Genomic DNA, 425 nt, shown 5'->3' on the forward strand with positions numbered 1-425 from the left:
GGATTAGCTTTATAGTCAGCGATGAAAGCCTCTACATCATCAAGCATTCTTTTGAATTTAAGCGCAATGTTTCGCTCTGCTCCATCTGGAATTTCTTCATCTTCCGCCGGTGTTTCTTCTGCATGCACTGTTGGAATTTGATATAGATCTGGAGCTACATGATAAGTTGCTACTCCAAGAGCGTTTAAAGCAAGTATTGAAATCCCTAACTTTAATAATTTTTTTCTACTCATTCTTTTTCCCTTAATTCATTTAATATATAGTAAGGAAGAGAGGAAATATTTCTACTCTCCTCTTACTATATGATACTAACGTTCAGCTTTACGCTTCCAAACTAGAAGTCCAGCAAGTCCTAGAGCTAGGGCAGCAAGTACTCCAAAGATTGAAGATGCTTCAGAACCTGTATTTGGCAAGTTTTTGCCTGG

The 425-nt window shown here is 37.9% G+C and carries 1 protein-coding gene and 1 pseudogene; both read right to left on the reverse strand.

The features are described from left to right. Positions 1-233 (reverse strand): annotated as a pseudogene (locus HMPREF2885_RS06000) (cell surface protein); the annotation flags it as partial. Positions 234-308: 75 nt separating this feature from the next. Continuing rightward, positions 309-425 (reverse strand): LPXTG cell wall anchor domain-containing protein (locus HMPREF2885_RS10350; protein ID WP_186822459.1); only part of this gene is annotated, 117 nt, incomplete at its 5' end.

It is taken from the genome of Streptococcus sp. HMSC062H02 (assembly GCF_001813005.1).
Taxonomy (GTDB): Bacteria; Bacillota; Bacilli; order Lactobacillales; family Streptococcaceae; genus Streptococcus; species Streptococcus oralis_S.